This window comes from Cryobacterium ruanii (assembly GCF_004404055.1).
Lineage (GTDB): Bacteria > Actinomycetota > Actinomycetes > Actinomycetales > Microbacteriaceae > Cryobacterium > Cryobacterium ruanii.
The window spans coordinates 247,932-273,533 of record NZ_SOHK01000007.1; the positions used below are offsets into that span (position 1 = coordinate 247,932).

The window sequence follows — 25,602 nt, forward strand, 5'->3', positions numbered from 1 at the left end:
GACGGTTTTAGTCTACCCGTGGGTGCTGCGCGCCACAGAATTAGTGACATCGCGCGTCTGAGCGGTGTGGGTCACTGGGATGCCATGTCATCGGGATGCACCGGATAACCGACGTCGGTTCCTTCAACGCCAAGTTCAACGGCTTTCTTGTCGGCCATGGCGAGCAGCCGTCGAATGCGGCCGGCGACAGCGTCTTTGGTCATCGGCGGGTCGGCATGGTGGCCAAGCTCGTCGAGGCTGGAGTCGCGAAAGTTGAGGCGCAGGTCGCCCGCGTAGCGAAGATGCTTGGGAATGTCCTCACCGAGGATGTCCATGGCCCGCTGCACCCGGGCGCACGCGGCGACAGCCGCCTCGGCCGAACGACGCAGGTTCGCGTCGTCAAAGTTGACCAGGCGATTCGCCGTGGCCCGCACTTCACGGCGTTGGCGCAGGCTTTCCCAGTTGAGAACGGTGTTCGTGGCGCCCATGTGCACGAGCATCGCTCCGATGGCGTCGCCGTCGCGAATGACGACGCGGTGCACCCCGCGAACTTCGCGCGCTTTTGCCGCCACGCCGAGGCGTCCGGCTGCTCCCACGAGCGCCATGGCGGCCTCGTTTCCGGGGCAGATGATCTCGAGGGCCGCCGAGCGGCCTGGATCGGTCAGGCTGCCGTGGGCGAGGAAGGCTCCGCGCCAGACGGCCGCGATTTCTTCCTTTGAGCCCGTGGTCAGTCGATTCGGCAGACCGCGAATCGGTCGTCGACGGGCATCCAGCAGACCGGTCTGGCGTGCCAGGGTTTCGCCGCCCTCGATCACCTGCACGAGATAGTGGCTGGACTGACGGATGCCGGTGGCGGCGATGACCTGCAGGGCGCTGCGCACCCCGTAGAGTTCGGCTAGGTCTTTGCGCACCCTGCGGGCGAGGATGGCCGTGTCGAGTTCGGATTCGATCGCGATGCGGCTGCTGATCATGTGCAATCCGCCGGAGAACCGGAGGATCGTTGCCAGTTCGGCCGCGCGCACCGTGGTCCTGGAGACCTCCACGCGCGAAAGTTCGTCTTTAACGTCGGCGGTGAGTGCCAATCGCTTTTCCATTCTGTTAATCAGTTGCGTTAGGTCTGAGGTGGTTGGCCCGGTGGAGCAGCGGGTGCTGCGCCAGGCCCCGCTTATTCGCGTCCGAGGTCGCGGTGTTTGATATTGACCGCGACACCGGGAAGTTTTTCCAGCCGCGATGCCAGTTCCCTGGCCATCGCGACGGAGCGGTGCTTGCCTCCGGTGCACCCGATGCCGATAGTGGCATGGCGTTTGTTTTCCCGCTGGTAGCCGGCCAGGACGGGTGCCATGGCGGCGGCGTAGTGGTCAATAAAATCGAGGGCACCTGTTTGGGCAAGTACAAAGTCTCTCACCTCCGGGTCGACGCCGGTGTGCGCGCGCAGCTCGGGGATCCAGAACGGGTTGGGCAAGAAGCGTGCATCGACGACCAGATCGACGTCGGTCGGCAAACCGTATTTGAAGCCGAAGCTCATGATGGTCAGCTGCACACCTGCGCGGCCCTCAGCGGCGAACCGCTCGGTGATCGTCGTCGCGAGCTGGTGCACGTTGAGGTCTGAGGTGTCAATGACGAGGTCACTGGATTCCCGCACGGCGAGCAGTCGCGATCGTTCTGCCGCAATACCGTCGAGCAGTGTGCCGTCTCCCTGCAGCGGATGTGGGCGGCGCACGGATTCAAAGCGACGCACGAGCGCGTCATCCCGGGCTTCAAGAAAAATGACCTGCACCTGGGTGCCGCTGCGCAGCTGCTGCACGGTCTCGAGGAAGTCACCGAACAAGTCGCGGCCCCGAATATCGACGACCGCCGCGATCCTGGGCAGGTTAGTCCCGGCCCGTTCGACCAGTTCGACCAGCGGCCGCAGCATTTGCGGCGGTAGATTATCGACGACGTACCAGTCGAGGTCCTCCAACGCGTTGGCGACGGTGGAGCGTCCCGCACCGGACATTCCCGTAACGATCAGCACTTCCTGCTTGTCGGGGTCCGTAGTCATCCTGGGAAATCGCCTTAATGAGAAGTGGGTGGGTTACCAAGCCTACCCAGCGCCGGACGCTTTCGGTTTCGTGCAGCCGACCAGGTGGATGCGGATCGAACGCGAGGGTCCACCCAGCACCGGACACGTCACCCGCGCAGGTGGGCGTAGATCGACTCGGCCAGCACAGGACCAATGCCGCGGACATCCGCTATTTCCGCCGCCGAGGCTACCTTGAGCCGCGCTACCGACCCGAAATGTTGCAACAGTACTTTCACCCGGGCCGGCCCCAACCCGGCGATCTCACCCAGGATTGAGGAGATGTCCTTCTTGCGTCGGATGCGCTGATGCGTGATCGCGAACCGGTGTGCTTCATCGCGGATGCGCTGGATCAGGAATAGTGCATCACTGTTGCGGGGCAGGATCACCGGATACTCGGAGTCGGGAAGCCAGATTTCCTCGAGCCGTTTGGCGATCCCGCACAGTTGGATGCCGGTCACGCCGGATTCGGCGAGGGCGCGTTTGGCGGCGGCCACCTGCGGTTGGCCGCCATCGACGATGAGCAGGTTCGGCTGGTACGTGAATTTGGCGCGCTTTTGTTCGAGCTCGGCCGCGTCGCTCGCCCCGCTATCGGCAGCAGGGCCGGCTGTCGGCTGCGCGGCATCCGCCGGACTGGAATCGGGTTTCAGATAGGCGAGCCGTCGCGTCAGAATCTGGTATATCGAATCGGTGTCATCCGTCGATTCGGGAATGTTGAAGCGTCGGTACTCGTCTTTGCGGGGCAGCCCGTCTTCGAAGACGACCATGGACGCGACGATATTGGTGCCGCTCAGATGCGACACGTCATAGCACTCCATGCGGAGGGGGGCGGCCGGCATCTCGAGGGCGTCTTGAATGTCTTCTAAGGCCTTGGACCGCGCCACGAAGTCCGAGCTGCGTCTCGTCTTGTAGAGCATGAGTGCCTGCTTGGCGTTGTTGCCCGCGGTGATGAGCAGGGCGGCCTTCTCGCCGCGCTGGGCGGCGACAAGACGCACCTTGCGTCCGGCCCGCTCGGCGAGCCAGGATTCGAGGGCCTCGGCATCGTCGGGCAGCTCGGGGAGCACGATTTCGCGTGGCGGCAACGCGTCGGCGTTATAGGCGGTGCGCATCATGGAGTCGATGAGTTCACTCGTGGTGACATCGAGTTCCTTGTCGACCATCCAGCCGCGCACACCGCGGATTCGCCCGCCACGCACGATGAACAGCTGCACGGCGGCCGCGAGTTCGTCCTGCTCGATGGCGAACAGGTCGATGTCGACGTTGTCCCGCAGCACGACCGCGCTCTTCTCGAGCACGGCGTTGAGCGCGCGCACCTGGTCGCGCCGTTTGCCAGCGATCTCGTACTGTTGGGCCGCTGCCGCGTCTTTCATCTCCTGGGTCAGTTCGTTGATGAGCTTCTTGTCGTGGCTGCGCATGAAACTGACAAAGTCATTGACGATCCTGCGGTGTTCCTCCATCGAAACAAGACCAGAGCATGGGCCGAAACAGCGCCCGATCTGCCCGGCGAAACACGGCTTGCCGCTTTGCATCGCTCGTTTGTAGTTGGCGTTGTTGCAAGTGCGGATGGGAAAAGCCTTGAGCATGAGCTCGATGGTTTCGTGCACCGCCCAGACCTTGGGGTAGGGACCGAAGTAGCGGGCACCCTTGATGCCCTCGGTGCGGGTAACGAGCGCGCGCGGCGCCTCGTCGGCGAGGGTGACAGCGAGGTAAGGGTAGGACTTGTCGTCTTTGAACTGCACATTGAACGGTGGATCGAACTCGTTGATCCACATCCACTCGAGCTGCAGGGCCTCGACCTCGGTGCCGACGACCGTCCACTCAACGCCCGTCGCTGTGGTGACCATACGCCGAGTGCGTTCGTGCAGGCTGTGCAGCGGGGCGAAGTAGTTGCTCAGCCGCGCCCGCAGGTTCTTCGCCTTGCCGACATAGAGGATGCGCCCCGTCGCGTCGCGAAAGCGGTAGACCCCGGGGGTCGTGGGAATCTCGCCCGTTTTCGGGCGATAGCTCAGGGCATCCGACATGACCGATTGCCGCCTAGCCGGCAGCCAGAACCTCCTTGAGGAAGGAACCGGTGAAGCTCTTCTTGACCGTAGCGAGGTGCTCGGGCGTGCCGGTGGCGAGCACCTTGCCGCCGCCGGAACCGCCCTCTGGACCGAGGTCGATCACCCAGTCGGCGGACTTGATGACGTCGAGGTTGTGCTCGATCACGATGACGGTGTTGCCCTTGTCGACGAGGCTGTTGAGCACGAGCAGCAGTTTGCGAACGTCTTCGAAGTGCAGGCCAGTGGTGGGCTCGTCGAGCACGTACACGCTGCGACCGTTGGAGCGGCGCTGCAGCTCGGTGGCGAGCTTCACCCGCTGGGCTTCGCCGCCGGATAGGGTCGTGGCGCTCTGACCGAGGCGGACGTAGCCGAGGCCGACCTCGACGAGCGTCTTCAAAAAGCGGTGGATTGATGAGATCGGTTCGAAAAAGTCGGCCGCTTCGCTGATCGGCATGTCGAGCACCTCGGCAATGTTCTTGCCCTTGTAGTGCACGGTCAGTGTGTCGCGGTTGTAGCGGTCTCCCCCGCATACCTCGCAGGCCACGTACACGTCGGGGAGAAAGTTCATCTCGATCTTGATGGTCCCGTCGCCCGAGCAGGCTTCGCAGCGGCCACCCTTGACGTTGAAACTGAAGCGGCCGGGCAGGTAACCGCGGGTCTTCGATTCGATGGTTTCGGAAAACAGTGTGCGGATCTTGTCGAACACCCCGGTGTAGGTGGCCGGGTTGGAGCGCGGGGTGCGCCCAATGGGTGCCTGGTCGACGTGGATGACCTTGTCCAGTTGTTCCAGACCGGTGACCCGGGTGTGTTTGCCGGGTAGTTTGCGGGCACCGTTGAGCCGGTTCGCAAGCACCCGATAGAGAATATCGTTGACCAACGACGATTTGCCGGAGCCGCTGACCCCGGTGACGGCGGTGAAGGTGCCAAGCGGAAAAGTCACCGACACCTTCTGCAGGTTGTTCGCCTCAGCACCGGTCACGCCGATTAGACGTTCTGGGTCGATCGGGCGCCGTGTCGTGGGAGTAGCAATGGACTTGCGCCCGGCCAGATAGTCACCGGTGAGGGACTTCGTATTGGCAAGCAGGTCTGCATAGGAGCCGGAGTGCACAACGTGCCCGCCGTTGATGCCGGCGCCCGGGCCGATGTCAACAATCCAATCGGCGGTCTTGATGGTGTCTTCGTCGTGTTCGACCACGATCAGGGTATTGCCGAGGTCGCGCAGGGTGACGAGCGTCTCGATCAGGCGCCGATTGTCGCGCTGGTGCAGGCCGATGCTTGGTTCGTCAAGCACGTAAAGCACCCCAGTGAGGCCGGAACCGATTTGGGTGGCCAAACGGATGCGCTGAGCCTCACCTCCCGAGAGCGTCGCCGCTGCGCGGGACAGGTTCAGGTAGTTCAGCCCAACCCGGATGAGAAAGTCGAGGCGTGCGCGAATCTCGCGCAGAACCTGGGCTGCGATAGCCGCCTCCCGGTCGGTCAGGGTGAGCTCGTCCATGAACTCGCGGGCGTCGCTCAAGCTGAGCGCGCAGACATCCGCAATGCTCACGTCGTGCACGAGCACGGCGAGTACCTCGGGCTTGAGCCGCGTGCCACCGCACACGTGACAGTCAACCTCGCGCAGGTATTCGGACCAGCGCTGACGCTGGGTGTCGCTCTCAGCCTGCAGGTACTGGCGTTCGATATAGGGCACAACCCCCTCGAAACCGGACGTGTAGCTCATCTCGCGGCCGTAGCGGTTCTTCCACTTGACGCGCACCTCGAAGTTGTCGCCGCGCATGACGGCGTTCTGCACCTCGCTGGTCAGGTTGCCCCACGGCGTGTCGAGCGAGAAGTCCAGGTCGCGGGCAAGGCCGTCGAGCAGTTTCTCGTAGTACTGGAACAGCCCCTTACCCTGCGTGGTCCAGGGCAGTACGACGCCCTCGGCGATGCTCAGGTCGGGGTCACCGAGCAGCAGGTCTTCGTCGACGGACATGCGGGTGCCGAGGCCGGAGCACTCCGGGCAGGCGCCGAACGGGGCGTTGAACGAGAAGGTGCGCGGTTCGATTTCGGTCAGCTGCACCGGGTGGTTGTTCGGGCAGGACAGCTTCTCGGAGTAGTTTTGCCAGGCCTTGTCGCCCTCTTCATCAAGAAAGTTGATCTGTACCAGGCCATCGGTGAGTTTGAGAGCCGTTTCGAGCGAGTCGGTGAGGCGACTGAGCAGCTCAGGGCCGGCGACCAGGCGGTCAACAATTACGGCGATGTCGTGCTTCTGCTGCTTCTTGAGCGTGGGTGGTTCGCTCAGCTGAATCTGCGTGCCGTCGACGATCGCGCGAGAATATCCCCCGCCGGCAAGTTCCTGGAACAGGTCGACGAACTCGCCCTTCTTCTGCGAGACGACCGGACTGACCACCTGGTAGCGGGTGCCCGCCTTCAGCTCCATCAGCTGGTCGGCGATTTGCTGCACGGTCTGGGACCGGATGACCTCACCACAGATAGCGCAGTGCGGCACCCCGATACGGGCCCAGAGCAGGCGCATGTAGTCATAAATCTCGGTGATGGTGCCGACCGTGGACCGCGGGTTGCGGTTGGTTGACTTCTGGTCGATTGAGACGGCCGGGCTCAGGCCCTCGATGAAGTCGACGTCGGGGCGATCGACCTGGCCGAGGAACTGCCGGGCGTAAGCCGAGAGCGACTCGACATAGCGGCGCTGCCCCTCGGCGAAGATCGTGTCGAAGGCCAGCGATGACTTGCCCGAACCCGAAAGTCCGGTGAAAACCACGAGCGAATCGCGGGGAATCTCCAGATCAACGTTGTGGAGGTTGTGTACGCGGGCTCCGCGCACACTGAGTTTCGGACCTGCTGCTACCTGCGTAATCGACACTTAATAAGTCTATGCAACGCCACCGACACCGCCGGACAACGACCGCCGCCGAGAGCGAACACGCGGCTGCCCACATGTTGTTACGGTGTATGTATATACACGGTAATTATTAGCCGTCTGAATTACCGGAGGTTGTATGTCTGTTCGCCAGAGCCTGCTCGCCATCCTGAACCAGGGGCCGTGCTACGGCTACCAGTTGCGGGCCGAGTTCGACCGTCGCACCGGGTCGACCTGGCCGCTCAACGTAGGCCAAATCTACAACACCCTCGACCGGCTCGAGCGGGACGGCCTGGTGCAAAAGGCTGATATCGACGCCGACGGACAGAACTACGTCGAGATCACGACGGCCGGGCGCGCGGAGGTCGCCGACTGGCTCAACTCCCCCGTGGTGCGCACCATGGCCACCCGGGACGAGCTGGCCATCAAACTCGCGATCGCCGTGACGCTGCCGGGCGTCGACATCGCCCAGGTGATTCAGGTACAGCGCACCGCAACAAGGCGCACCCTGCAGGAGTTAACTCGCACCAAAAACGCTACCGCCGACCCGGAATCCTCCGAACAGTTGGCCTGGCTGCTCGTGATCGACTCTCTCATCTTCGCCGCCGAGGCCGAGGCCCGCTGGCTCGACCACTCGGAGAACCAGCTCGCCCGAGCGCGAACCGCCGGCCTGGCCGCTCCCCTGCCGCTGAACACCGACGTGCCCAAGCGCGGTCGCCCGGCCAAGGTGCACGTCGGCGCATGACCGGCTCCGATCTTCTGCTCCAGCTCGACGACGTGTCGATGCGGTACGGTCGCGGCGAGACCCTGATCTCGGCGCTTGCGGGTGTTGACCTGTCGGTGAGTAACGGCTAGCTCGTGGCGGTGATGGGGCGTCCGGTTCGGCAAAAATCGACCCAGCGCACCATAGCCGGCGAGCTGACCCCGCCGACGGGCGGCGAGGTCATCGTTGAGGGACCCTGGCGTAGCCAGCTTTTGACCAGAAGACTCGCGACACCGCGACGACGCAGCCTCAGCTTCGTGTTTCAGGATTTCAACCTGTCGATGTGAGCACCACCCTCGACGCGGTACCATCCCAGACAGAGCCCGTCCACGCGCAGGGCGCACTCCCCGCCGTGTCGACGGATATAAACCTGCAGATCGGGTCGGGGCCGGAGCTTTATGGTGCGACGAGGAGCTGGCCACTGCTCGGACTCACGGCCGTCATTGACCTCGTGACCGTCTCGTTCACAATCGGACTCGCCCGCGCCGACGGGCCCCGTGACAATGCGGTGCTTACCTCGCTTGGGGCATCGCCGCGAGTACGTCAGACCTTCGGATTCTGTGGCAGGCCGTGGTGATGGTGGGCCTCGGCAGCGTCATCGTGGTGCTGCTCGGGCTGGTGCCGTCGCTCGCGCTCTCGCTGACCCGCGCGTTCGGGGCCAGCTCTGTTGCCATTCGCCCGGCCGTGGCTGCAGTTTTCCTTCATCGTGCTGGTGGCGCTGCCGGCGCTCGTTGCCGCCGGCGGCGCCCGCACGGCCGGCGGCAACCGCACCCGCTTCAACAATCGGGCGGTCTTTGGCTGAATCGGCTGGCACGACTGCTGGGCGGGCGGGGCTGGGCTGGGCGGGGCTGGGCCGGGCTGGGCTGGGCTGGGCTGGGCCGGCAGCATCCGCTCTCCCGACGAGTGCCGCAACGTGAGGGTTCGAACAGTACTCGACCGCGTGAGCCGACACCGGCTCGCGACGTTCTCCAGCGCGGCTACTGCAGGTGGCCGGCCTTCTCCATCTGTCTCAACTCGCGCTTGAGCTCGGAAAGCTCATCGCGCAGGCGGGCGGCAAGCTCGAACTTGAGTTCCCCGGCAGCCTCGAGCATCTGCGAGTTGAGATCGGCGATAATCGACTCGAGGTCGTTGGCGCCGTTCGCGGCCAGGCCGACCCGCCGGTTGGGCGTTGGACTCTTACGGCGGGCATCACGGCCGGCGAGCAATTCGGCAGTGTCGGCCTCCTCGCGGGCGAGGGCCTCGGTGATGTCGCCGATACGTTTGCGCAGCGGGGTCGGGTCGATCCCGTGCAGGGTGTTGTAGGCGACCTGCTTCTCACGGCGACGGTCGGTCTCATCGATCGCCTTCTCCATCGACGCGGTGAGACGGTCGGCGTACATGTGCACCTCGCCAGACACATTTCGGGCAGCACGCCCGATCGTCTGGATGAGCGAGGTCGCGGAGCGCAGAAAACCTTCCTTGTCGGCGTCGAGGATGGCGACGAGGGACACCTCGGGCAGGTCGAGCCCCTCGCGCAGCAGATTGATGCCAACCAGAACGTCGTAGATGCCAGCGCGCAGCTCGGTGAGCAGCTCGACCCGGCGCAGGGTGTCGACATCGGAGTGCAGGTAGCGCACCCGCACGCCGGCCTCGGTGAGAAAGTCGGTGAGGTTCTCGGCCATCTTCTTGGTGAGGGTCGTGACGAGCACGCGTTCGTTGCGTTCCGTGCGCTTCTTGATCTCTTCGAGCAGGTCGTCGATCTGCCCGGCGCTCGGCTTGACGATGATCTGCGGGTCGATCAGGCCGGTCGGGCGAATGATCTGTTCGACTATGCCATCCGCTATGCCCATCTCGTACTTGCCCGGCGTCGCCGACAGGTAGACGGTCTGGCCGACCCGATTCTTAAATTCGTTGAACTTGAGCGGTCGGTTGTCGAGCGCGCTCGGCAGCCGGAAGCCGTGGTCGACCAGGGTGCGCTTGCGCGAGGAGTCGCCCTCGTACATGGCGCCGATCTGCGGAACGGTCACGTGCGACTCGTCGATGACCATGAGAAAGTCGTCGGGAAAATAGTCGAGTAGGCAGTGCGGGGCCTCTCCCGGTTCGCGCGCGTCGATGTGCCGCGAGTAGTTCTCGATACCGGAGCAGAACCCGATCTGCTCCATCATTTCGAGGTCGAAGGTGGTGCGCATGCGCAGTCGCTGTGCTTCGAGCAGCTTTCCCTCGCGTTCCAGCACTTCGAGCCGATCGGCAAGTTCGATCTCGATGGTGCCGATCGCCCGGCGCATGACATCGTCACTCGCGACGTAGTGCGAGCCGGGGAAGACCGAGACCGCGTCGAGTTTCTTGACGATGTCGCCGGTAAGCGGATGCAGGCTGTACAGGCCTTCAATTTCGTCGCCAAACATCTCGATGCGAATAGCAAGCTCTTCGTACACGGGGATGATCTCGATCGTGTCGCCGCGAACCCGAAAATTGCCCCTCGAGAAGTCGACATCGTTGCGCTTGTATTGCATTGCGACGAATTTGCGAACCAGCCAGTCTCGGCTGACTTTCTGGCCGACCTGCAGCGCAATCATGGCGTCGAGGTACCCTTGCGGTGTACCGAGCCCATAGATGCAGGATACGGTCGAGACCACGATGACGTCGCGGCGACTCAGCAGCGAATTGGTGGTGGAGTGCCGCAGCCGTTCGACCTCCTCATTGATCGAGGAGTCCTTCTCAATGAAGGTGTCGGTCTGCGGAACGTAGGCCTCCGGCTGGTAGTAGTCGTAGTACGAGACGAAGTATTCGACCGCGTTGTTCGGCATGAGGTCGCGAAATTCGTTGACCAGCTGCGCGGCCAGAGTCTTGTTGTGGGCCAGAACCAGCGTTGGCCGCTGCACCTGCTCGATCAGCCAGGCCGTCGTCGCGGACTTACCGGTTCCGGTGGCGCCAAGCAGCACGATGTCGGTTTCGCCCGCATTGATACGGGCCGTCAGGTCGGCGATCGCCGTGGGCTGGTCGCCGCTCGGCGTGTACTCACTGACCACTTCGAACGGGTTCACAGAGCGCGTGGGTTCCATGTCTCCATTGTACAAAAAGGGTCTGACACTCAGCTTTGTCCGGCCGATCGCGATCAGCGGAGGGGTTTCTCACGGCAGTCGCGCGGCCTCGGCGGTTCGCACCCGCTCCCAGAGGGCGTCGACCTGGGCCTGGATCGCGTCGACGCTGTCCGAGTTGTCGATCACAACGTCGGCCAGGGCGAGGCGCTCTTCGTCGCTCGCCTGGGCGGCGATGCGGTGCATAGCTTCCTCTCGAGTCAGGCCGCGCAACTCTTCCATACGCCGAATGCGGGTCTCGGCGTCTGCGTGCACGACGACGATCAGATCGAATGCAAGCAGGCCCCCGGCAATGGCCTCGGCGAGGAGGGGTACGTCGTAGACGACGATGGCGTGCGGGTTGGCGGCGGTCGCTTGGGCGACCCGGTTGCGGGTGAGTTCACGCACCGCCGGATGGGTGATCGCATTGAGACGCTCGCGCCGAACCGGATCTCTGAAGATGATCGCGCCAAGCGCCGGTCGATTCAGGCTGCCATCCGGCAGGAGCACAGCGCTCCCGAACTCCGCACTGATCGCTGCCAGCACGGCCGTGCCGGGTTCGACGACGTCGCGGGCCAATTGATCGGCGTCGATGACCACGGCACCCCAGAAGGCCAGCCGCTTCGCCACGGTGCTCTTGCCCGATGCAATCCCGCCGGTCAGACCAATCAGATACATTCCGCCATGCTATCCGCTGGCCTGTGCCGCGCACACATGCGGCAAGCGGATGCGCCTCGCCGGCGAAGACACGGAGTCACGCCGGTGCCGGCTGGATCTAGTCCGCCGGACTACTCCAGGATCTTCCAGAAAAAATCCTCTCGACTGATCTTGCCGTCTTGGTCGAACTCGACCTCACCCATGCAAGCCACGGTATCCGCTTAGTCGAGAGCAGGTTCGATATCAGCGAGCAACACCTCACGGTTGAGGTCGCGCGTGTTCATGGCGACGACGGGTTGTTCTGGATCGCTGTCGATGGTGTCTTGTTCCTCATTTGTGAGCTGCTCCGACGACGTGACGAGAACCGGAATATGCTGCGTCGTCACATGCTCCTGAAGTGTTCCCACGATTTTGAAGCCACCCAGTTCTTCCATCGGGAGATCGATCAGGATCAGGTCAGGCATGAGTGGGAGGGCGTCGGTGATCGCCGCATCCACGATCTCTGCGGACTCGACGTGGTCAGCCGATTTCTCCAAATACGAGGTCACCTGCTCGATGGTTTCCTGGTCTTCGTCGTCGACGAGGATGTAGCGGGCGTGGGAACGGTCCGGAAGAAGCCCCAGCAGGGACAGGGAATCCTGCAATTTCGCTCGCTTGAGCGGTTTCTCCAACACGGCCGCTGCGCCACGACTCAACGCCACACTCATGTCCGTATCGCCGGCGATGACCACGACAGGGATCGCCGCCATTTCTGGCGAATCGTGCAGCCTAAGCAGAAACTTCCACCCGTTGATACCCGGTAATTTCACGTCGAGGGTGATGAGACTCAGCGGAACTCGGCGGGCAAGATCGAGTGCCTCCTCGCCTGTGGAAGCTACAACCACCTCGAAGCCCTCGGCCTCGAGGAGCAGACGAACGAGCTTCGCCGACTTGTGGTCGTCCTCTACGACGAGGGCAGTGGATCTTCCACCCGGCGCAGGCGGGACCGCAACGCCGTCGCCGAGACCTGACAAACCCAATTTGGACTCGTAGTCAGACTCCGCGATCAACTCTTGCAAAAAAGGTTCCTCGATTGCATCGCCAGTTTCGTCTTTGGGGTTCAAAGATCGCTGCGGTCCGGAGCCGGAGGATGCTTTCACCGATGCACCGGGGTTGGGCGGTGACGCCGTATCGGCAAATGCTGCGCCCTCGGTACCGGCGGTCGCCCAGAGAGCACGGCACGGCAGGCCTTTGACTGACCATGACAGAACTCCGTTGACTGGTGTGCCCTCGTTGCCCTTGATCCCCGCGATTGAGAATTGTCCTCGACCCGGGTGTTGGCGTAGTCAACGGGACAAAAACTATTCATGAAACTCTCCGATGGGGCGGTAAACCGTTGTGCACTGTGCCATTCCAGCCAGAAAGCGGTTGCAACTGGGGATAGCCGCATCCGCTCGGCAATTTCGTGAGTACCGGGACACAATCAAATAGAGGACATTTCCTCACTCGTATGTATACCACGATCAGCCACGTGCCTCATGACAGCTGCCTAGCGCAGGCAGATGCCCTCGTGCGGGCGTTCCGCCGACATCCGCTTCGGCTGCCCGGTTACGCAAAGCGGGCCGCACCCCGAAGGATGCGGCCCGCTGACGGGGTGAAGCTGCGGTGCTAGTTGCCGCCGGAGAGCTTCTCGCGGAGGGCCGCGAGTGCTTCGTCGTCGGCGAGCGTGCCGGCGCCAGCCGACTCGCTCGAGAAGGCCGATCCGGCCGGTGCGACGTCGCTGGGGGCAGCGATCTCGTCGTTCGCGGTCGAAACCTGCTTCTTGTGGGCTTCCCAACGCGCCTGGGCGGCAGCGTAGTCCTGCTCCCACTTTTCGCGCTGCTCGTCAAAGCCTTCGCGCCACTCGTTGGTCTCGGAGTCGAAGCCTTCGGGGTACTTGTACTGGCCCTTGTCGTCGTACTCGGTGAGCATTCCGTAGAGGGCCGGGTCGAACTCGGTGCCGTCGGGGTCGACGCCATCGTTGGCCTGCTTGAGGCTTAACGAGATGCGGCGACGCTCGAGGTCGATGTCAATGACCTTCACGAAGACCTCGTCGCCGACCGAGACAACCTGCTCGGCAAGCTCGACGTGCTTGCCGGAGAGCTCGCTGATGTGCACGAGGCCCTCGATGCCCTCGGCAACGCGAACGAACGCACCGAACGGAACAAGCTTGGTGACCTTACCCGGTGCAACCTGGCCGATGGCGTGGGTGCGGGCGAAGACCTGCCACGGGTCTTCCTGCGTGGCCTTGAGTGACAGGGAGACGCGCTCGCGGTCGAGGTCGACTTCGAGAATCTCGACGGTGACTTCCTGGCCAACTTCAACGACCTCGCTGGCGTGCTCGATGTGCTTCCAGCTGAGCTCAGAAACGTGCACCAGACCATCGACGCCGCCGAGGTCGACGAACGCACCAAAGTTGACGATCGAGGAGACGACACCCTTGCGGACCTGTCCCTTTTGGAGGTTGTTGAGGAACGTGGTGCGGCTTTCGCTCTGCGTCTGCTCGAGCAGGGCGCGACGCGAGAGCACAACGTTGTTGCGGTTCTTGTCGAGCTCGAGGATCTTCGCTTCGATCTCCTGGCCCAGGTACGGAGTCAGGTCGCGGACGCGGCGAAGCTCGATGAGCGATGCCGGCAGGAAGCCGCGCAGGCCGATGTCGACGATGAGTCCACCCTTGACGACCTCGATGACCGAACCGGTGACAACACCATCGGACTCCTTGATCTTTTCAACATCGCCCCATGCACGCTCGTACTGAGCGCGCTTCTTGGAGAGGATGAGGCGGCCTTCTTTGTCTTCCTTCTGAAGAACGAGGGCCTCGACCAGGTCTCCGACCTTGACAACCTCGGAGGGGTCAACGTCGTGCTTGATGGAAAGTTCGCGGGAGGGAATGACACCCTCGGTCTTGTAGCCGACGTCGAGGAGAACCTCGTCGCGGTCGATCTTCACAACGGTGCCCTCGATGAGGTCTCCGTCGTTGAAGAATTTCAGAGTCTTTTCGACCGCGGCAAGAAAGTCTTCAGCAGATCCAATGTCGTTGATGGCGACCTGCTTGGGTGCCCGTTCGGTCGTTGCGATTGTCATGTAGTAGTTGCTCCAGGATGGACATAATAGGGCCATACGCGAAAGTCGTTCAGGTTTACGTGGATGTTCCTCGGTGCAGAAAGACCGCGGAACGTTCGCGCATGGCAGCGGGTAGCGCCACAAATGTGACACTCTATCCTAGCTACCAGACTCCCTCGCAGGCAACTTGGCCGCGTTGCCGGAGCGACTGCCCAAACGGATGCGCTATTTCATCAGCGCAGACCGCAACGTGTCTAGCCCTACGCCACCCAGGTCGAGGGCCGAGCGGTGGAATTCCTTGATCGAGAAGGCGCCGCCCAGGCGTTTCTGCGCGGCGTCGCGCAGTTGTTCCCAGATACGCTGGCCAACCTTGTAGGACGGAGCCTGGCCCGGCCAGCCGAGGTAACGGTTGACCTCGAACTTCACGAAACTCTCGTTCATGTTCACATTCTGCCCAAGAAATTCAAAGGCGTAGTCCGAGGTCCACGGGCCGGTGCCGTCTGGCAGGGTCTTGCCGAGGTGCACGCCGATATCCAGGACGACGCGAGCGGCGCGCATCCGCTGCCCGTCGAGCATGCCGAGACGGTCAGCCGGGTCGTCGAGATAGCCGAGCTGTTCCATGAGGCGTTCCGCATAGAGCGCCCAACCCTCGGCGTGGCCGGAGGTGCCGGCGAGCTGACGGCGCCAGGTGTTGAGCCTGGCCCGGTTGAAGACGGCCTGGCCGATCTGCAGGTGGTGGCCGGGGACGCCCTCGTGATAGACGGTGGTGAGTTCGCGCCAGGTGTCGAATTCGGTCACCCCGACTGGCACGGACCACCACATGCGGCCCGGCCGGGAGAAGTCGTCGGTCGGTCCGGTGTAGTAGATGCCGCCCTCCTGGGTGGGGGCGATCATGCACTCGATGGTTTTGATCTCGTCGGGGATGTCGAACTGGGTGGCGGCCAAGTCCGCCACAGCCTTGTCGCTGGTCTTCTGCATCCACTCTTGCAATGCCCGGGTGCCGTGCAGTTTGCGGCTCGGGTCGGTATCAAGGAAGGCGATGGCCTCGAGCACACTCGCCCCGGGTTTGATCTGGTGCGCGACCCTTTCCTGCTCTTCGACCATGCGGGCGAGTTCTTCGATGCCCCATTCGTAGGTTTCGTCCAAGTCGATAGCGGCGCCGAGAAATCGGCGGGAGGCGAGGGTGTACAATTCGCGGCCAATCGCGTCGTCTGCGGTCGCTTTGCCTTCGAGCTCGGTGCTGAAGAAGGTCGCCAATTTGCTGTAGGCGGTGGCAGAGCGACGTGCGCCGAGGCCGACGTCCTTCGCGAGCGAGGCGGGCAGGGTGCCGTCGTCCAGGGCGGCGTTGGCAGCGAAGTCGGCGAAGAATCCGTCGTTGGCGGCGTGGCGCTGAGCCTGGACGAGCACCTCGCGCACCTGGCGCCGGGCCGGCGTCACGCCGCGTTCGATGCCGAGCCGGAGGGTCTCGATGTACCCATCGATAGCGGCGGGCAGATTGCCCAATCGCGAGGCGATGTTCGCCCAGTCGTCGACGGTCTTCGTGGGCATGAGGTCGAAGATCTCGCGGATCTCCTGCGCGGGTGAGGCGATGACGTTGAGGTCGCGCAGCTGCAGCTGGGCGTCGGAACTTTCCACGCTAAGCGACAGCTCGCTGCGCAGGTCGGTTTGCGTGACTTCGTCAACGCTGTCGACCGGCGAAGCGGCGTCCAGTTGGGCAATCGTCCTTTTCGCCTCAGCGACGAAGCGCTCATGGCCGGCCGGGGAGTAATCCCCGTAGCGGCCATCACCCTCGGTCCGGCCGATGTACGTGCCCACCGTCGGGTCGAGGTCGACCAGGGTGTCCACCCACTGTTCAGCGATCTGATCAATGGCCGTTGGAGTGCGCTGGCTGTCGTTTGTCATGCTCAGAGCCTAGAACACGACCGCGAGATCTGAACCCCCCAATTGGGGAAACTGGCCGGTCAACGGCCAAAGACTCAGCCCCGTGATCAGTGAGCGGCGGCGTCCCAGTTGGCACCGCGACCGACCTGAACCGTCAGCGGAACGAGCAGGTCGGCGGCGGATTCCATGTTGTGGGTGACGACCTGGCTTAGAGCGTCCCACTCCCCCGGTGCGACGTCGAAGATCAATTCGTCGTGCACCTGCAGCAGCATGCGAGACTCCATCGAGGCATCCGTCAGGTCGGCGGCGATACCGTTCATGGCGATCTTCATGATGTCAGCGGCGGAACCTTGGATCGGAGCGTTGAGGGCCGCACGTTCGGCGTTGTCCCGCAGCACTCGTTTGGGGCTGGCCAGGTCGGGGAACGGGCGGCGGCGACCGAAGATGGTCTCGGTGTAGCCGTCGACCTTGGCCTGCTCGACGACGTTCCGTAGGTAGTCGCGCACCGCACCGAACCGCTCGAAATAGTCCGTCATGAGCTGCTTGGCCTCTTTGGTGTCGATGCGTAGCTGCTTGGACAGCCCGAAGGCACTCAGGCCGTAGGCGAGCCCGTAGCTCATGGCCTTGACCTTGCTGCGCATCTCGGAGGAAACGTCGCCGGGGTCGACGCCGAAAATGCGTGAACCGACGAATCGGTGCAGGTCTTCGCCAGCGTTGAACGCTTCGATGAGCCCGGCGTCTTCGGAGAGATGCGCCATGATGCGCATCTCGATTTGCGAGTAGTCGGCGGTGAGCAGGCTCTCGCTGCCCGTGCCAGCCTGGAACGCGGCGCGGATGCGTCGGCCCTCCTCGGTGCGGACGGGGATATTCTGCAGGTTGGGGTCGTTGGAAGAAATGCGTCCGGTCGTGGTGCCGATCTGTACATAGGTTGTGTGGATGCGACCGGTCGTGTCAATGGCTTTGTCCAGCGTTTCCACGATCTGGCGCAGCTTGGTGGCGTCGCGGTGTTTGAGCAGCAGATCAAGGAACGGATGCGGGTTGCTGGCCTGCAGGTCGGCGAGAGCACCGGCATCCGTTGAGAAACCGGTCTTGTTGGCGCGGGTCTTTGGCATCTCGAGCTGCTCGAACAGCACGTCCTGCAACTGCTTCGGTGAGCCGAGGTTCACTTCGCGGCCGATCTCGGCGTAGGCGGCGGCGGCGAGGCTTGCTGTGCTGGCACCGAGCTCGGCTGACAGTTCCGCGAGCTGCGAGTGGGAGACGCTCACGCCGGCCAGTTCCATGTCGGCCAGTGCGAGCAGTGTCGGCAGCTCAATGTCGAGCAGCAGTTTGAGGGAGCCGGGGTCGAGCGCTATCTCGACAGCGGCGAATACCCGCAGGGTATACCAGGCCTGCGCGGGGGCGCCGGACTGCTGGGTCTCATCCGGCACGAGCTGATTGGGGTCGGCGACGGGCAGGCTTTCGTCAAGGTAGCGCGACACGAGGTCGGCCAGGGTCTTGTCGGGACCGCCGGGACGGACGAGCCAGGCACCAACCAGCGTGTCGAAGGCCAGGCCCGTAAACGGCAGGCCACTGCGACGCAGTGCCTTCACCTGGTGCTTAGCGTCGTTCATGATCTTCGGGGCGTCGCTCGCGAGCCAGGATTCCAGCGGGGCGTAGTCGTCGCGACCCTGCTGCCACGGCAGATTGATGGTCTCCGTCGGGCTTGCCAGGCCGAAACCGATGGCCCTGCCGTCCTGCACCTCCACGGTAAGGCCGATTCCGCCAGGGTGGGCGGCCGTGGCTCGGTCGAGCCAGGCCTGGAGTTCTTCGTCGAGCAAGTCCTGCGCGACGGGCGCCTGCAGGGCGGGAACTTCGTCGATGACGGCGATGAGAGCGGATACCTCGGACGCCGGATCTGCGCCGGCGAGCTTGAGCACCCGGTCGAGGAGGGTCTTGAACTCGAGGCGGGTGAAGATGTCGCGCACGGCATCGGTGTTCATGGCGCCGCGTTCGAGGGCGGCGACCGTCATGGGCAGCTCCAGGTCGGTGACCAGGCGGTTGAGTCGGCGGTTGCGGATCGCGTTCTCTTTCTGCTCGCGCAGGTTGTTGCCGACAACGCCCTTGATCTCGTCAGCGTGTTCGAGGATGCCGTCGAGGCTGCCGTAGAGACCGAGCCATTTCACGGCGGTCTTCTCACCGACCTTGCTGATGCCAATGAGGTTGTCGCTGGTCTCACCGACGAGAGCGGCCACGTCGGGGTACTGCTCCGGTTCGATGCCGTAGCGTTCGCGCACCCGGGCCGGGTCGTAGCGGGTCAGGGCAGACACGCCCTGGCTGGCTGGGTAGAGCAGGGTGACGGTCTCGTTGACCAGCTGGATGGCGTCGCGGTCGCCGGAGACCACGAGCACGTTGTAGCCGGCGGCGGTGCCCTCGACCGAGAGGGTCGCGAGGATGTCGTCGGCCTCGAAGTCTTCCTTGGTGATGGTCGTGATGTTCATCGCGGCGAGGGCTTCCTGCAGGAGCGGAATCTGCCCGAGGAACTCCGGCGGAGTCGCATTGCGGGTGCCCTTGTACTCGGGGTATTCCCGGGTACGGAAGGAGGCGCGCGAAATATCGAAGGCGACCGCGAGGTGCGTCGGTTTCTCGTTACGCAGCAGGCTGAGCAGCATCGATAGAAAGCCGTGGATGGCGTTCGTATGCTGCCCGGCGTGGGTCTGGAAGCTGTCCACCGGCAGGGCAAAAAATGCCCGGAATGCCAGGGAATGGCCGTCGATGATCATCAGGGTAGGCTTTTCGGAGTCCAACACTCCCCCAGCCTACAAGTGTCTTCGTGCGTGGGCTCTCCCGACCAAAGGTGATCATGTTCGATTCGACTGACGACGCACTTGCCTGGGTTCAGCAGCGCGGCGGCGACCTGGCCGACAAGATGGGGCTGGAGTTCACCGAATTCACGATTGACCGGGCCGTGGCACGGATGCCCGTTGCTGGCAACACGCAACCCGCCATGCTCATGCACGGCGGCGCCTACGTCGTGCTCGGCGAGTCGCTCGGCTCGATGGCCGCGAACCTGCACGCCGGACCTGGAAAACTCGCCGTCGGCATTGAGATCAACGCCTCGCACAACCGTTCAGCCACCGCGGGGTACGTCACCGGAGTCTGCACCCCGATTCACCTGGGGCGTACCCTCACCACCCACGAGATCGTGGTCACCGACGATGACGGCCGGCGTTGCTCGACGATTCGCATCACAAATATCATCAAGGACCTGCCGCCGCAGGGCTAGATGTCTGCGGGGTCCGGCTCGACCAGGCTGATGAGCGCGCTGAGTTCGGCGACGCCGGCCGGCGTCACCGGCAGATACTCGGTCAGCGCGGGCGAGTAGACGAGGTAGGCGGCCCATTTCGCCCGCGAGATGGCCACGTTCAGGCGATTTCTCATGATGAGGAACGCCATGCCGCGCGGCACGTCATCGGCCGAACTGGCCGCGAGGGTGACGATGGCGACGGCCGCCTCCTGGCCTTGGAATTTGTCGACGGTGCCCACGCGAACGTTCGGGTATCCGGCACCGGCCAGGGTCTCACGCACCAGTACCAGCTGCGCGTTGTAAGGGGTCACGACAATGACATCGGCTTCGGTCAGGGGGTCGTCGACCCGATCGCTGGTCGGGTCGGTCCAGCGGCGGCCGATGATGGCCTGCAGGATGGACACGACGGCATTCGCTTCTTCGGGTGAGGAGATGGCGTTGCCGGTGTGCACGATCGGTACCGAGTGCAGCCCGGGCGCGATGCCGACCAGCGAGCGGGTCGCGGTGCTGGGGTCTGCGTGCAGCAGACCGCCATAGGACAGGCGGGAGACGGGGGCGGTGACAGCCGGATGCATGCGACGACTCTGGGGGAGAAAGTAGCCTCGGTCTACGGGCAGCACGTCGTGTCCCGCGGCGACCCAGCCGAGCGCTGACTGATCGATCGGCTCGGGGTGGGTACCCTGGCTCACCTGCGGCAGCTGTTGCGGGTCGCCGAGCAACAGCAGGTTGCTGGCAGCGGCGCTCGCCGCGATGGTCGACGCGAGCGAGAACTGCCCGGCTTCGTCGATGACGAGCAGGTCGAGGCTGTGGCGCGGCACGCGAGCCGGATTGCTGAAGTCCCAGGCGGTCCCACCGATGACGAAACCGGTGGCCGCATGGTCGAGGCCGAAGAGCAGCTGGCCGTCTTTCAGCAGTAGCGTAAAAGCGGATTCCTCCGGTGCGGCACCGGTCTTGGGCGCCTTTCCGACGAGGTCGGCGTCGAGCCCTGCCGCGACGACGGCACGCAGCAGGTTCTCGACGACCGCGTGCGACTGGGCCACGACACCGATCTTCCAGCCGTACTGCTGCACGAGCGCCGCGATGACGTGGGCGCCGAGGTAGGTCTTGCCGGTGCCGGGAGGGCCCTGGATCGCCAGATAGGAATGGTCGAGGTCGCGCAGGGTCGCGATGACGGCATCGATCGTTGTGCCAGCAGCCGCGACGGCCGTCAGGCGCCCCGTACGGGTGCGCGGCGGAGTATGGCGCAGAATATCGACCATCGGGTCGAGCGGCCAGCCCGGCTGGGCGTCAACTATTGCGGCGGCCCACTCATCGATCGCGGGTTTCTGCTGCATCGGCCGGGGCGGCGCAGCCGGTGCAAGGGCGCTCGGCCGGTGGTCGTACCGGGGCACGTCTTTCTGCAGCGTCTCCTCGATCAGGATGCCACCGTCGTCGGTCACCGCGAGCACCTTCACGGTGCGGTGGGTACGGGCACCCTCCGAGGTATCGGTGTTGGTGAACGGCCCGGGGTATTCGTAGAGCAGGTACGGTCCGGCCTGGTCGCCCGGTTTGATGCTGCTACCCGGGGCGAGCCGTCCGCGCAGCCACAGCTGGCGGCGGTCGACCCGCTGCTGCCCCTCACGGAACCAGTCGCGTTCCACGTCGACACTCTCCACGACGAGCACGTCCCTGGTGTCCTGCCACTCGTCGAGCGGATACTCGAGCCGATAGTAGTGCCCCCACCAGAAACTCTTCTGCTCCCGGCGGTGGTAGTCGATCGCCGCGGCGGCGAAGGCGGCCGCGGTCTGGTCGGCGGTGCGCGGGGTGTGGCTGGCCGGGACCGCGACGGCCAGCAGGGCGTCGCGCACCGGCGACGGCTCGGGCGGGTCGGCATCCGCTTTGAGGTGCGTGCCGGCCGAGCGGATGCCGGCCCCGCGGGCGAGCGCGAGCAGCCAGTCGCGCAGACGCAGGGTTGACACGCAGTCGTAGCGGTTATAGTCCGCGATGGAGTTGAGCATGCGCTGGGATTTTGCTGCATCGCCGTGCTCGTGCAGGTGGCGGGCGGCGGCGTATTCGTTGATGGAATCCGCTGCGTTGGTAACCTCGCCGCCGCGCAACTCGGTGCCCATGTAGAGCGGTTCGAGCTTCTTGATCGAGTAGGAGCGCGAACCGACCCGCATGCTTTTGCGCACCAGCGGATAGAGGTCGACCAGCAGGTTTTCGCGCAATAGCTGGTCGATCTGGTCTTCTCCGATGCCGTGCCGGGCCGCGAGGCTGAGCAGGTGGGTGCGCTCGTAGGCGGCGTAGTGGTAGACGTGCATGCCCGGGTACCTGACGCGGCGCTCGGCGAGATAGGCGAGAAACTCGGTGAGCGCCTGCTTTTCGTCGGCCCAGGTGTGTGCCCAGAAGGCACGAAAGGTTTCGTCGACCTCGACGAGGCCGAAGAGATAGTCGAGGCCCCAGTGCGTGGGAGCGCCGGGGGTCGCGTCTGATTCGGTCGAGCCTCCTTCCGAATAGAGCGGGTCGCCCTCGAAGTCGAAGAAGATATCGCCGGGACTTGGCTCCGGCAGCACGACGAGCGCGCCGGGGTTGTGCAGGTCGACCGGCGGGGCCGTGCCCGCCACGGCCTGCAGTTGCAGCCGGGATTGCGTGCGCAGCGCGGCGAGCGTCGAGTCGGCTATGCCCTCGATTCCCCCCGTGGAAGCCGCCAGCGCCTCGATGGTGCGGATGCCGCCGGCTGCCAGCCGCGCTCGCTGCGAGAGCCGGAGCCCGGCAACCAGCAGCGGGTCGCGGTGCTCCTGCACCTCGCTCTCACAGGCGGCACAGCGACCGCAGACGGTATAGCGCGAATCTCCCCAGGCGACGGCTGCGCTGTCGACGAGGCGCTCCGTGATGATCTGCACCAGGCGCTGCTTGCGTTTGCGGTAGACCGGGCGGATATCGGCAAGCCGATGCACGCTCACGGAGCCGTCGCCGAGCAGGAGTTCGACGGTCTCGGCCGTTGCCACCCCGATGCGTTCGAGTTGCTCGGCGTAGGCGGCGAGCTGCAGCAGCGCGGTGACCCTGGCGTGCCGGGCCAGTTTGGTGTCTTGCAGCAGCCAGGCACCGTCGTGCTGCCGAACGATGAAGTCGGCAAAACCGAGGAAGGCGATGTCGGCGGTGGGCTGACCGAAGTGTGATTCGCCAAATTCCGGGTCAAGGAACGTGGCCTGGAAAACAACTTCGACACCCGCGGTGAAGGCAAGCCGGGTCTCGGCGGCTGCTGCCTCGAGACCGGCTCTGGACATCCCGTCCGGGCGGGCGATCAGGGCCACGGAATGACCGTGCCGGTAGCGTTCGAGCACCCGGTGCTCGTGCTCGTCGCCGAGCCGTGACGTGCGTTCGAGCATGCCGTCGATCGGGTCTTGCACGCTGTCGATGCGGCCAAGCTTCGCATCGATGCGGCGCAGAAACGCGAATTCGCAAACGGATGCCGCACTCAGGTCACTCGCGCTCGTCACCACGCCGCCGTCCAGTAGGAACATTCGCCCGCCCTTCGTCCTTTCGAGCGTAGCGGGCACCCCCCGACACACCGTCCGAATAATGCCACGCCGGCACCGCGGCTGTAACGCAGAACGGCCCGGCAGAAGCTGCCGGGCCGTTCTGTAAGAAAAGGTGAAGCTACTTTTTTGCGCTGAGCTGTTCGATGATCGCCTGCGACACGTCGTGCATGGTGAGGCGACGGTCCATCGAGGCTTTCTGAATCCAGCGGAAGGCCTCCGGCTCGGTCAAGCCCATTTTCTCGTTGAGCAGGCCCTTGGCCCGATCGACGAGCTTGCGGGTCTCGAACCGTTCCACCAGGTCGGCGACCTCGGCCTCGAGGGTGATGATCTGGCTGTAACGCGAGAGGGCGATCTCGATCGCGGGCAGCAGGTCGTTCGGGGTGAACGGCTTGACGACGTAGGCGAGGGCGCCGGCTTCGGTGGCGCGCTCGACCAGCTCTTTCTGGCTGAATGCCGTCAGCAGCACGACCGGAGCAATGTGCTCCTTGGACAGGCGTTCGGCCGCACTGATGCCGTCAAGCTGGGGCATCTTGACGTCCATGATGACCAGGTCGGGGCGAAGCTCCCGTGCCAGGGCGACCGCAGTTTCTCCGTCACCGGCTTCACCGACGACTTCAAAGCCGTTGTCGCGCAGAATCTCGACAATGTCGAGGCGGATGAGGGATTCATCCTCAGCGACGACAACGCGGCGCGGAGGGGTGGGGGTGCTGTCTTGGTCGGTCACGAGGAAAGCCTACGGTATTCTGAATCGAGTGGTTGCAAGCCGGTGTGGCGGAATGGCAGACGCGGAGCACTCAAAATGCTTTGTTCGCAAGGACGTGTGGGTTCGAGTCCCACCACCGGTACCAAGTATCAAGACCAGTCCACCTGAGGCCTGCACGTGTGTGCAGGCCTCAGTTCTCTCATGAATGACCAAAAGCCCCGCCCGAAACGATCGGGCGGGGCTTTTGGTTTGAGCGCTAATTCTTGACGTACGCCGGTGCGACCTCGTTGTGGGCGTCGCCCACGCGGTGCACGCGAATGTCGTTTGTCGAGCCCACGATTCCGGGAGGGGAACCGGAGATGACGACGACCTTGTCACCGATCTCGGCGAGGCCCTGACCGATGAGGATGTCGTCGACCTGGCCGAACATGGAATCGGTGTGGGTCACCGGCTCCACCAGGAAGGTCTGCACGCCCCACGTGAGGGCGAGACGACGACGGATACCCGGCTCCGGTGTGAAGGCCAGCATCGGAATCTTCGACCGCAGGCGCGACATGCGCCTCGCCGAGTCGCCGGACTCAGTGAAGATGCAGAGGAACTTGGCATCGACGAACTCGGCGACCTCGATAGCGGCGAGGGTAATCGCGCCGCCCTGGGTGCGCGGGCGGTTGGTCAGCTTGCCGATGCGCTCGAGCCCGTGCACCTCGGTGGATTCGACGATGCGGGCCATGGTCTGCACCGTGACGACGGGGTATTCGCCGACGCTGGTCTCACCGCTGAGCATTACGGCATCCGCACCGTCGAGGACGGCGTTGGCGACGTCGCTGGTCTCGGCGCGGGTGGGCACCGGGCTCAGAATCATGGATTCGAGCATCTGCGTGGCGACGATGACCGGCTTGGCCATGCGGCGGGCGATCTCCACGGCCTGCTTCTGCACGATCGGCACGGCCTCGAGCGGAAGCTCAACGCCGAGGTCACCGCGAGCGACCATGATGGCGTCGAAGGCGTCGACGATCTCTTCGAGGTTGTCGACGGCCTGCGGCTTCTCGATCTTGGCGATCACCGGAACGCGCCGGCCTTCCTCGGCCATGATCTCGTGCACACGAGTGATGTCTTCGGCGCTGCGCACGAAAGAGAGGGCGATGAGGTCGGCTCCGAGGCGAAGGCCCCAGCGCAAGTCGGCTTCATCTTTCTCGGACAGGGCCGGCACGTTGACGGCCACGCCGGGCAGGTTGATTCCCTTGTTGTTGGACACGGGGCCGGCGACGATAACACGGGTGGTGACGACGACGCCATCCGTTTCGACGACCTGCACCTTCACCTTGCCATCGTCGATGAGCAGGAAGTCACCGGGGTGCACGTCGTGCGGCAGCCCCTTGAAGGTTGTTCCGGAGAGTTCTTTCGTACCGAGCACATCTTCGGTGGTGATCTTGAAAATGTCACCGACGGCCAGCTCGTACGGGCCGCCTTCGAACTTGCCAAGGCGAATCTTGGGACCCTGCAGGTCGACCATGACGGCAACGGCACGCCCGGAGTCGTTCGCGGCCTTACGCACGTTGGCGTAGACGCTTTCGTGCACCTGGTAGTTGCCGTGGCTGAGGTTCATGCGGCAGACGTCAACGCCCGCGTCGATGAGCGCTCTGATCTGTGCGTAACTGGCAGCTGCCGGCCCAAGGGTTGCGACGATTTTTGCGCGTCTCATTCTGGTGAATCTCCGATT

Annotated in this window: 17 protein-coding genes and 1 tRNA gene; 5 read left to right on the top strand and 13 right to left on the bottom strand. The window is 64.0% G+C overall.

What is annotated here, in order from left to right; translation table 11 throughout:
* Positions 1-71: 71 nt before the first annotated feature.
* The 4 genes from whiA to uvrA form a co-directional block, all read right to left on the bottom strand.
* Complete coding sequence (gene whiA / locus E3T47_RS04655; RefSeq protein WP_134555104.1) at positions 72-1,061, bottom strand: DNA-binding protein WhiA; 990 nt, start codon at positions 1,059-1,061, stop codon at positions 72-74.
* Positions 1,062-1,144: 83 nt separating this feature from the next.
* Positions 1,145-2,020, bottom strand: a complete 876-nt coding sequence (rapZ, locus tag E3T47_RS04660; protein WP_134554708.1) for an RNase adapter RapZ — start codon at positions 2,018-2,020, stop codon at positions 1,145-1,147.
* 128 nt (positions 2,021-2,148) lie between these two features.
* Positions 2,149-4,059, bottom strand: coding sequence for an excinuclease ABC subunit UvrC (uvrC, locus tag E3T47_RS04665; protein WP_134554710.1), 1,911 nt, complete (start codon positions 4,057-4,059; stop codon positions 2,149-2,151).
* Positions 4,060-4,072: 13 nt separating this feature from the next.
* Positions 4,073-6,940: an excinuclease ABC subunit UvrA gene (uvrA, locus tag E3T47_RS04670; RefSeq protein WP_134554712.1), complete on the bottom strand. Its 2,868-nt coding sequence runs from the start codon at positions 6,938-6,940 to the stop codon at positions 4,073-4,075.
* 136 nt (positions 6,941-7,076) lie between these two features.
* On the opposite strand from uvrA, the gene E3T47_RS04675 reads away from it, so the two are divergent.
* The 3 genes from E3T47_RS04675 to E3T47_RS16520 all read left to right on the top strand — a co-directional run bounded on the left by E3T47_RS04675 (position 7,077) and on the right by E3T47_RS16520 (position 8,502).
* Positions 7,077-7,682 (top strand): PadR family transcriptional regulator, encoded by a 606-nt coding sequence (locus E3T47_RS04675; protein ID WP_134554714.1) that lies wholly within the window; start codon positions 7,077-7,079, stop codon positions 7,680-7,682.
* Between the two features lie 301 nt (positions 7,683-7,983).
* Entirely contained in the window at positions 7,984-8,277 is a 294-nt protein-coding gene (locus E3T47_RS04680) for a hypothetical protein (protein ID WP_134554716.1), read from the top strand.
* Between the two features lie 90 nt (positions 8,278-8,367).
* Positions 8,368-8,502, top strand: coding sequence for a hypothetical protein (locus E3T47_RS16520; protein WP_277871801.1), 135 nt, complete (start codon positions 8,368-8,370; stop codon positions 8,500-8,502).
* A gap of 175 nt (positions 8,503-8,677) precedes the next feature.
* Here the strand turns inward: E3T47_RS16520 and uvrB are convergent, their stop codons facing one another.
* From uvrB to polA, 6 genes are all read right to left on the bottom strand, one after another.
* A complete protein-coding gene (uvrB, locus tag E3T47_RS04685; RefSeq protein ID WP_134554718.1) occupies positions 8,678-10,741 on the bottom strand; it encodes an excinuclease ABC subunit UvrB in 2,064 nt (687 codons plus the stop codon).
* A 69-nt stretch (positions 10,742-10,810) separates the two neighbouring features.
* A complete protein-coding gene (gene coaE / locus E3T47_RS04690) occupies positions 10,811-11,434 on the bottom strand; it encodes a dephospho-CoA kinase (RefSeq protein ID WP_134554720.1) in 624 nt (207 codons plus the stop codon).
* A 200-nt stretch (positions 11,435-11,634) separates the two neighbouring features.
* Entirely contained in the window at positions 11,635-12,552 is a 918-nt protein-coding gene (locus E3T47_RS04695; protein WP_134554722.1) for a response regulator, read from the bottom strand.
* A gap of 508 nt (positions 12,553-13,060) precedes the next feature.
* Entirely contained in the window at positions 13,061-14,515 is a 1,455-nt protein-coding gene (gene rpsA / locus E3T47_RS04700) for a 30S ribosomal protein S1 (protein WP_092107815.1), read from the bottom strand.
* A gap of 204 nt (positions 14,516-14,719) precedes the next feature.
* Positions 14,720-16,396, bottom strand: coding sequence for a DUF885 domain-containing protein (locus E3T47_RS04705; RefSeq protein ID WP_134554724.1), 1,677 nt, complete (start codon positions 16,394-16,396; stop codon positions 14,720-14,722).
* 86 nt (positions 16,397-16,482) lie between these two features.
* Positions 16,483-19,161, bottom strand: a complete 2,679-nt coding sequence (polA, locus tag E3T47_RS04710) for a DNA polymerase I (protein WP_134554726.1) — start codon at positions 19,159-19,161, stop codon at positions 16,483-16,485.
* A 53-nt stretch (positions 19,162-19,214) separates the two neighbouring features.
* Between polA and E3T47_RS04715 the strand changes: the two genes are divergently transcribed.
* A complete protein-coding gene (locus tag E3T47_RS04715) occupies positions 19,215-19,637 on the top strand; it encodes a hotdog fold thioesterase (RefSeq protein WP_134554728.1) in 423 nt (140 codons plus the stop codon).
* Here the strand turns inward: E3T47_RS04715 and E3T47_RS04720 are convergent.
* Together E3T47_RS04720 and E3T47_RS04725 are read right to left on the bottom strand one after the other, a co-directional pair.
* A complete protein-coding gene (locus E3T47_RS04720; protein WP_134554730.1) occupies positions 19,634-23,161 on the bottom strand; it encodes a TM0106 family RecB-like putative nuclease in 3,528 nt (1,175 codons plus the stop codon). The genes E3T47_RS04715 and E3T47_RS04720 overlap by 4 nt on opposite strands.
* 136 nt (positions 23,162-23,297) lie before the next feature.
* Positions 23,298-23,903, bottom strand: coding sequence for an ANTAR domain-containing response regulator (locus tag E3T47_RS04725; RefSeq protein WP_035879545.1), 606 nt, complete (start codon positions 23,901-23,903; stop codon positions 23,298-23,300).
* 38 nt (positions 23,904-23,941) lie between these two features.
* On the opposite strand from E3T47_RS04725, the gene E3T47_RS04730 reads away from it, so the two are divergent.
* Positions 23,942-24,027, top strand: a tRNA-Leu gene (locus E3T47_RS04730).
* A 111-nt stretch (positions 24,028-24,138) separates the two neighbouring features.
* On the opposite strand, the gene pyk is transcribed toward E3T47_RS04730, so the two are convergent.
* Entirely contained in the window at positions 24,139-25,584 is a 1,446-nt protein-coding gene (gene pyk, locus E3T47_RS04735) for a pyruvate kinase (RefSeq protein WP_134554732.1), read from the bottom strand.
* Between the last annotated feature and the right edge of the window lie 18 nt (positions 25,585-25,602).

Excerpts from the sequence above, each read along its gene's own strand:
- rapZ (WP_134554708.1), bottom strand. The coding sequence starts at position 2,020 with ATGACTACGGACCCCGACAAGCAGGAAGTGCTGATCGTTACGGGAATG.
- uvrC (WP_134554710.1), bottom strand. The coding sequence starts at position 4,059 with ATGTCGGATGCCCTGAGCTATCGCCCGAAAACGGGCGAGATTCCCACG.
- E3T47_RS04675 (WP_134554714.1), top strand. The coding sequence starts at position 7,077 with ATGTCTGTTCGCCAGAGCCTGCTCGCCATCCTGAACCAGGGGCCGTGC.
- uvrB (WP_134554718.1), bottom strand. The coding sequence starts at position 10,741 with ATGGAACCCACGCGCTCTGTGAACCCGTTCGAAGTGGTCAGTGAGTAC.
- coaE (WP_134554720.1), bottom strand. The coding sequence starts at position 11,434 with ATGTATCTGATTGGTCTGACCGGCGGGATTGCATCGGGCAAGAGCACC.
- rpsA (WP_092107815.1), bottom strand. The coding sequence starts at position 14,515 with ATGACAATCGCAACGACCGAACGGGCACCCAAGCAGGTCGCCATCAAC.
- E3T47_RS04705 (WP_134554724.1), bottom strand. The coding sequence starts at position 16,396 with ATGACAAACGACAGCCAGCGCACTCCAACGGCCATTGATCAGATCGCT.
- E3T47_RS04715 (WP_134554728.1), top strand. The coding sequence starts at position 19,215 with ATGTTCGATTCGACTGACGACGCACTTGCCTGGGTTCAGCAGCGCGGC.
- E3T47_RS04720 (WP_134554730.1), bottom strand. The coding sequence starts at position 23,161 with ATGTTCCTACTGGACGGCGGCGTGGTGACGAGCGCGAGTGACCTGAGT.
- pyk (WP_134554732.1), bottom strand. The coding sequence starts at position 25,584 with ATGAGACGCGCAAAAATCGTCGCAACCCTTGGGCCGGCAGCTGCCAGT.